5 protein-coding genes are annotated in these 7,820 nt (G+C 67.7%); 2 read left to right on the forward strand and 3 right to left on the reverse strand.

Translation table 11 applies throughout. From position 1 onward, the window contains the following. Positions 1 to 18: 18 nt before the first annotated feature. Together H570_RS0115580 and H570_RS0115585 are read right to left on the reverse strand one after the other, a co-directional pair. Positions 19 to 2,172: a S46 family peptidase gene (locus H570_RS0115580; protein WP_027081547.1), complete on the reverse strand. Its 2,154-nt coding sequence runs from the start codon at positions 2,170 to 2,172 to the stop codon at positions 19 to 21. A 19-nt stretch (positions 2,173 to 2,191) separates the two neighbouring features. Further along, positions 2,192 to 4,372 (reverse strand): S46 family peptidase, encoded by a 2,181-nt coding sequence (locus H570_RS0115585; protein ID WP_027081548.1) that lies wholly within the window; start codon positions 4,370 to 4,372, stop codon positions 2,192 to 2,194. Positions 4,373 to 4,551: 179 nt separating this feature from the next. Here H570_RS0115585 and tdh point away from each other — a divergent pair, with 179 nt between their 5' ends. Further along, positions 4,552 to 5,586, forward strand: coding sequence for an L-threonine 3-dehydrogenase (tdh, locus tag H570_RS0115590; protein ID WP_211219132.1), 1,035 nt, complete (start codon positions 4,552 to 4,554; stop codon positions 5,584 to 5,586). Positions 5,587 to 5,701: 115 nt separating this feature from the next. Beyond that, a complete protein-coding gene (gene kbl / locus H570_RS0115595; RefSeq protein ID WP_027081550.1) occupies positions 5,702 to 6,895 on the forward strand; it encodes a glycine C-acetyltransferase in 1,194 nt (397 codons plus the stop codon). Between the two features lie 193 nt (positions 6,896 to 7,088). Here the strand turns inward: kbl and H570_RS0115600 are convergent, their stop codons facing one another. After that, a complete protein-coding gene (locus tag H570_RS0115600) occupies positions 7,089 to 7,613 on the reverse strand; it encodes a hypothetical protein (protein WP_027081551.1) in 525 nt (174 codons plus the stop codon). Positions 7,614 to 7,820 lie beyond the last annotated feature (207 nt).

A 7,820-nucleotide genomic window follows, 5' to 3' on the forward strand; every position in this document is an offset into this window, starting at 1 on the left:
TCGGATCCGCTGCCCGCCCTATTCGGCCGGCAGGCGCATTTCCTCCAGCAGCTGCGGCGCCGGGTAGACCTTGGCCAGCAGCCAGCGCAGGTAGCGCACGTCGACGTGGATCGCGCGCTTGTAGCGCGGGTCGTACATCCAGCTGGCGCTGACCGCCTCCCAGTTGCTGTCGAAGTTCAGCCCGATCAGGCGTCCGTTCGCATCCATTACCGGCGAGCCGGAGTTGCCGCCGGTCGTGTCAAGGTTGGTGAGGAAGTTGACGGTCTGCGTCCCGAGGACCGGGTCGGCGGTGCTGCCGAAGTCGCCCTTGGCGATCGCGTCGCGCAGCGGCTTCGGTGCGTCGAACGGAACCACGCCGGTGTGCTTCTCGACGATGCCCTGCACCGTGGTCAGCGGCGTGTAGTGCACGCCGTCGCGCGGGTCGAGCGAACTCACCTTGCCGTAGCTCACGCGCAGGGTGGAGTTGGCGTCGGGGTACACCGCGCGGCCCTGCGACTGGCGATAGCCGATCAGCGCGCGCATGTAGGCCGGGCGCAGGCGCAGCAGCTCGCCTTCCTGCGCCTTGTCGACGTCCTCGATGCGCAGTTCGGCCGGCAGCAGTTTTGCTGCGGCCTGCACGAGCGGGTCGGCGGAAGCGGCGACGTCCGCTGGCGGCGCGGCGAGCAGGCGCAGGCGCTCGGCCTCGTCGCCCAGCTTCGTGCCGGCATACAGCGTATCGAGCGCTGCCTTCGCCTTCGCAGTGTCGTTGCCGAACACGGCGTCGACCTCGGCGATGCGCTGGTCGGCCGGCAACTTGTAGTAGCGCGCCAGCAGTTCGGCCAGCACGGCCTTCTCCACCGCCGGGTCGTAACGACGCTGGGCCTGCTTGAGCGAGGCTTCGATCAAGGCTTCGTCGCGCTGCTGGTAGCCGCGCTCGCGCTCGGGATCCGGCTTGCCGCGCTCGGACGCCAGCCGCTGCAGCTGCAGCGCGGACTTGAGCAGCTGGGTCTGCGAGCGCATCGTCGCGAACAGGGTGTCCCGCTCGCGGGTGGCGTGCGACTGCGCGATCACCGCCTGCGCGGCGTCGATGTCGGCGCGGGTGGCGGCAGCATCGGGCTGCGGCGCGAGCCAGGCCAGCATCGCGGCCTCGTCCTTCGCCTTCACGTCGACGGCGGCGCTGCGGCGCAGGCCGTCGAGTTCGCCCTGCGCCCGCTTGAGGCCGTTCTTCAGGCTCGCCAGCTGCGAGGCGTAGCGCACGCCGGCATCGGCATTGCCGGCAGCGGCGCGCTCGATCGTGTCGATCAGCGAACCGTACAGGTCGATGCGCGCCGGCAGCTGCGACTGCACCTGGTCGGCGAACTCGGCGGCGCTGCGGTGGCGGAAGGTGCGGCCCGGATAGCCGGCCAGCATGGCGAAATCGCCCTCGGCGACCGGGTCGGTCGAGACCTCGAGGAATGCCTTCGGCCGGTACGGCACGTTGTCCTGCGAGAACGGCGCGGGCTTGCCGTCCTTGCCGACGTAGGCGCGGTAGAAAGCGAAGTCGCCGCTGTGGCGCGGCCACATGAAGTTGTCGATTTCGTCGCCGTAGCTGCCGATCGATTCCGGCGGCGCGTAGACCAGGCGGATGTCCTTCAGCTCCAGCTGCCTGATCAGGTAGAAATCGGTGCCGTAGTACATGTTGGCGACGCTGCAGCGGTAGCCGGCGTCCTGTTCGCACTCGGCCACGACGGCCTTGCTCGCCGCGTCGACTGCATCGTAGTAGGCGCGGCCGGTCTTGCCACGCGCATCCGCGAGGATGCGGTCGGTGATGCGGTCGAACGATTCGGTCACCAGCACGCGCGCGGCCGGCCCGGCGGACACTTCCTGCGCGCGCGTGGCGGCATTGAAGCCGTTGGCGATCAGGTTGTTTTCCGGCGTCGAGTTGAGCTGGATCGCGCCGTAGGCGCAGTGGTGGTTGGTCACCACGAGACCCTGCTTTGATACGAAGCTCGCGGTGCAGCCGCCGAGCGAGACCACCGCGCTCATCGGCGGTCTGGTCAGGTCGGCGAGGTCCTTCGGGTCGCCCTTGAAACCGGCGGCTTCAAGCTGCGCGGAAATCTCCGGCAGCTGCGACGGCATCCACATGCCCTCGTCGGCGTGGGCGCCGAGCGACAGCCCGGCGACGGATGCGAGCAGTGCGCTGCGCAGTGCCATGTTCAATGCTCCCTTGCCATCAGTCATGCGGCAGCCCCATCTCTTCGAGCAGGCGCTCGGCGTGGTCCACTTCGTCCATCGTCCAGCGCATGTAGCGCGCGTCGACGTGGATCGAACGGGTCAACGCGGGATTGAAGATCCAGTCCGCGCTCAGGCTTTCGTAGTTGCCGTCGAACAGCAGGCCGACCAGTTCGCCGCGCGCGTTGAGCGTGGGCGAGCCGGAGTTGCCGCCGGTGGTATCGACGTCGCTGAGGAAGTTCACCGGCACGTCACCGAGTTCGTCGACGCGGTACTGCGCGCCCTTGCCCTGCGCGATCGCGTCGAGTTCGGACTGCGGCGAGATGAAGGGCTCCTTGCCGGTGGTCTTGGCGACGATGCCGGCCAGCGTGGTGAAAGGCTTCATCTCCACGCCGTCGCGGGGCGAATAGCCGCGCACGGTGCCGAAGGTGATGCGCAGCGAGCTGTTGGCATCCGGATAGACCGGACGGCCCTGCGAGGCGTTGAAGTCGATCATCGCCTGCATGTATTGCGGGCGCAGCGCCTGGATGCGGCCGGCGCGCGCCTCGCCTTCGTCCTCCAGGCGCAGGATCGCCGGCATCACCTTGGCCGCGAACTGCAGCGCAGTGTCATCGGATGCGTCGATCGCGGCCTTGTCGGCCTTCCACCACTGCAGGCGCGCGGCTTCGCCGCCCAGCTTCGAGCCGGCATAGAGCGCGTCAAGCTTCGCATCGAGGCCGGGAATGGCCTTGTCATCGGCGCCGATGCCGAGCCATGCGTCGAGTTCGGGCACGCGCTGGTCGGCCGGCACCTGGCTGGCATAGCGCTGCAGGCGCAGGGCCATGATCGCCTTGTCGACCTTGGCGTCGTAGCGCTTGTCCATCGACTTCAAACGGCCTTCCATGCGCGGCGCGTCGCGGTCCTGGAAGCCGCTCTCGCGCTCCGCATCGGGCTTGGCCTGCTCGATGGCGTTGCGGTACAGCTGCACGGCCACGCCCGCCAGCCCGCCGCCGACGGCGCTGTCGAACCACTGGTCGCGCTCGCGGGTGGCGCGCTCGGCGGCAAGCTCCTTCTCCAGCGCACCGATGGCCTGGGCCTGCGCCTTGCCGGCATCGCCGCGCCCGGCCAGCCATGCCTTCAGCTCGTCCTCGCGCGCGCGTTTCGCACCGACCGGGTCGTCCATCTTCGCGAAACCGTCGAGCTGGCCCTGGAACAGCTTCATCGCGTTGTTGAGCCCGGCGATGGTCGACGCGTACTTCAGCGCCGCGGCCTTGTCGCCCTGCGTGGTGCGGTCGATGGTGGCGAGGTAATCCTTGAGGTAGGCGACGAGCGTCGGGTATTCCCAGCTGATCGCGTCGTTGACTTCGTCGGCGAGGCGATAGCGGTTGGTCGAGCCCGGGTAGCCGGTGACCATCACGTAGTCGCCGGCCTTCAGGTCGTCCTGGGCCACCGTGAGCCAGCTCTTGGGCTGGTACGGCACGTTGTCCTTCGAATACGCGGCCGGCTTGCCGTCCTTGCCGACATAGGCGCGCAGGAAGCTCCAGTCGCCGGTGTGGCGCGGCCACTCGAAGTTGTCCTCGTCGCCGCCGAACTTGCCGATCGACGCCGGCGGCGCGTACACCAGCCGCACGTCGCGGATCTCGAGCTGGCGGATCAGCGAGAACTGCAGGCCGCCATTGAAGTTGTAGACGTTGCAGCGCAGGCCGCCGGGCTTCTCGCACTCGGCCACCAGCGCCTTGCGGCGCGCGTCGATGGCGTCGAAGCGGGCCTTGCCGTCCATGTCGGGGGCGAGGTCGCCGGTGACCTTGTCGGTGACGTCGCTGATGTCCTGGGTGACGTAGACGCGGGCGTTGGGATCGGCCGGCAGTTCGCCGGCGAAGTCCTTCGCCACGAAGCCGTCGGCCAACAGGTCGCGCTCGGGCGTGGAGTTGTACTGGATGGTGCCGTAGGCGCAGTGGTGGTTGGTCACCACCAGACCCCTGGGCGAGACGAAGCTGGCGGTGCAGCCGCCGAGGCTGATCACCGCGTCGAGCGGCTTGGCGGCGAGGTTGGACAGGGCTTCCGGGTTCATCTGGAGGCCGCGCGCCTTGAGCTGCGTGGCCAGTTCGGGCATCTGTTTCGGTTCCCACATGCCTTCATCGGCACTGGCGGCGGTGGACAGCAGGGCGACGGCCAGGGCCGCAGGCAGGATGCGCAGGGACACGATCACTCCTAGATTCGGATGGGGACAAGGCAAACCTTGGACCTTAGCCACAGCGGGCATGCCGAGGCAAATGCCGACGGTCATGAAGGGGCCGGCATCGGGGCCGGACGGTACAATCGCGTATCCGTCCGGACTCCAGAGCCCTTCCCATGCCGCCCATCGCCAGCCAGCCCTTGCAGATCCCCTCGACCATGAAGGCGCTGGTCAAGCGCGAGGCCGCCAAGGGCATCTGGATGGAGGAAGTGCCGGTCCCGCAGCCCGGCGCGAACGAGGTCCTGATCAAGCTGGAGAAAACCGCGATCTGCGGCACCGACCTGCATATCTACCTGTGGGATGAATGGAGCCAGCGCACGATCAAGCCGGGACTGGTGATCGGCCATGAATTCGTCGGCCGCATCGTCGAAATCGGCCCTGGCGTGAACGGTTACGCGATCGGCCAGCGGGTTTCGGCCGAGGGCCACATCGTCTGCGGCCACTGCCGCAACTGCCGCGCCGGCAAGCAGCACCTGTGCCCCAACACCGTGGGCATCGGCGTCAACCGCGATGGCGCCTTCGCCGAATACATCGTGATGCCGGCCAGCAACCTGTGGCCGATCCCGGACCAGATCCCGAGCGAGCTGGCCGCCTTCTTCGACCCCTACGGCAACGCCGCGCACTGCGCGCTGGAGTTCGACGTGGTCGGCGAAGACGTGCTGATCACCGGCGCCGGCCCGATCGGGGTGATGGCCGCCGGCATCTGCAAGCACATCGGCGCGCGCAACGTGGTGGTCACCGACGTCAACGACTACCGCCTGAAGCTGGCCGCCGACATGGGCGCCACGCGCGTGGTCAACGTCGCCAACCAGTCGGTCAAGGACGTGATGGCCGACCTGCACATGGAAGGCTTCGACGTGGGCCTGGAGATGAGCGGCAACCCGCGCGCGCTCAACGACATGCTCGACTGCATGTACAACGGCGGCAAGGTCGCCCTGCTCGGCCTGCAGCCCAAGGGCGCCGGCATCGACTGGGACCGGGTGATCTTCAAGGGCCTGACCCTGCACGGCATCTACGGCCGGCGCATGTACGAGACCTGGTACAAGATGACCCAGCTGGTGCTGTCCGGCTTCCCGCTGGGCAAGGTGCTCAGCCACCAGCTGCCGGTGGACGAGTTCCAGAAGGGCTTCGACCTGATGGAATCGGGCAAGTCGGGCAAGGTCGTGCTGAGCTGGAATTGAGCACCACCTCCCGGGTTTCTGTAGGAGCGGCTTCAGCCGCGAGCTCCTGCAGCCGTCGGGAAAAAGCTCGCGGCTGAAGCCGCTCCTACGAGAACAACATCCGCACGGAACCGCCATGTCCCTGACCCAACGCTACGCCGACACCCTCGACGAGATCCGCGACGCCGGCCTGTTCAAGGCCGAACGCATCATCACCAGTCCACAGTCGGCCGAGATCACCCTGGAAGACGGCCGCACGGTGCTGAACTTCTGCGCCAACAACTACCTCGGCCTGGCCGACCATCCGGACATCATCGCAGCCGCCAAGCAGGCGCTCGACACGCACGGTTTCGGCATGGCCTCGGTTCGATTCATCTGCGGCACGCAGGACCTGCACAAGCAGCTGGAGAAGACGATCGCGGACTTCTTCGGCAAGGGCGACACGATCCTCTACGCCGCCTGCTTCGACGCCAATGGCGGCCTCTTCGAACCGCTGCTGGGCGAGGACGACGCGATCATCTCCGACGCGCTCAACCACGCCTCGATCATCGACGGCGTGCGCCTGTGCAAGGCCAGGCGCTTCCGCTACGCCAACAGCGACATGGCCGACCTGGAAAAGCAGCTGCAGGCTGCTGACGCCGCGGGCGCGAAGACCAAGCTGATCACCACCGACGGCGTTTTCTCGATGGACGGCTTCATCGCCCCGCTCGACGAGATCACGGCGCTGGCGAGGAAGTACGGCGCGCTGGTGCACATCGACGAATGCCACGCCACCGGCTTCCTCGGCAAGACCGGTCGCGGCTCGGCCGAAGTGAGGGGCGTGCTCGACCGCATCGACATCATCACCGGCACCCTCGGCAAGGCGATGGGCGGCGCCGTGGGCGGGTTCACGACGGCGTCGAGCGAGGTGATCGAGATGCTGCGCCAGCGCTCCCGGCCCTACCTGTTCTCCAACTCGCTGCCGCCGCACGTGGTGGCAGCGGGCATCAAGGCGTTCGAGATGCTCGACGCCGCGGGCGAATTGCGCGAGCAGCTTGCGGCCAACACGGCGTATTTCCGCGAAAAGATGACCGCCGCCGGCTTCGACCTGAAGCCGGGGGTGCATCCGATTACCCCGGTGATGCTGTACGACGCGCCGCTGGCACAAAAGTTCGCGCAGCGCCTGCTCGAGGAAGGCATCTACGCGATCGGTTTCTTCTTCCCGGTCGTGCCCCAGGGCCAGGCCCGCATCCGCACCCAGATCAGCGCCGCGCATACGCGCGAGCATCTGGACCGCGCGATCGATGCGTTCAGCCGGATCGGCCACGAACTGGGCGTCGTCAAGGCCTGAGCCGCCGCCGCGCGTTGCGCGCGTGCAGGTCTACTTCAACCGCGAGCTTCCGGCCCCAAACCCGGATCAGCACAACACGGCGCGCGGCCGAAGCGCTCGCACGGATCTGGCGCGGCATCGCAATTGCAGTGCGTCGAAGCCGGCGGCCAGGAAGCCCGACGCCACGGGCGCGGCCGCCTGAAACGTATGCCGGTTACGGCGTGATGGGCTTTTCCGCTTCGGCCGGCGCATCCGCCGCCGGCACGGGGGCATCGGCAGCCGGCGCCGCTGCAGCGGGTGCCGCGCCCTTGGCGACGCGCACGCCGCGCGACTCCATCCATGCGCTGAACTCGTCGGCCGTCATGCGCTTGCCGTTCTGGCTCATGTCGAAACGCCAGGGGGTGTTGTCGAACTCGGTCTTCGGCTTGTAGGCGGCCGGGTCGTCGGCCTTGATCGCACTCGGCGCGGGGATCGCCTTGGCGACGTTCTGGCAGCCTTCGATGCGCAGGCGCAGCAGCACCTGGTCCACGGACTGGGATTCATCGTAGGCCTGGCTCAGCACGCTGCTCTGGGTGCCGAGCTGGTAGGCAGAGGCGGCGAGCTCGCCGGACACCGGCGCAATCACGGTCGGGCGCAGCGGAGCTGCCTGCGGCACGGTCGTGGACGGGCACTGCACCGCAGCGTACGAGAACCCCGGAACGGCCATCAGGCCCAGCAGGAAAACGACCGTCTTGCGCATGCCCTACACCCTCTTTTCGATGCCCGCGAGTGTAGGTGCGAGGCGCGGATCGGACAAGCCTTGCACAAGACTGTTCATGTAAAACGTGAACATTGCCGCGAAGGAATGCCAAAAAAAACGAAGCCCGGCATGAGCCGGGCTTCGTGGGACTGCTTGGCGTCGAACTCAGTTCTGGACGTTCAGCTCGGTGCGGCGGTTGCGCGCACG

Origin of the sequence: Luteimonas mephitis DSM 12574 (assembly GCF_000422305.1) — a bacterium.
Lineage (GTDB): Bacteria > Pseudomonadota > Gammaproteobacteria > Xanthomonadales > Xanthomonadaceae > Luteimonas > Luteimonas mephitis.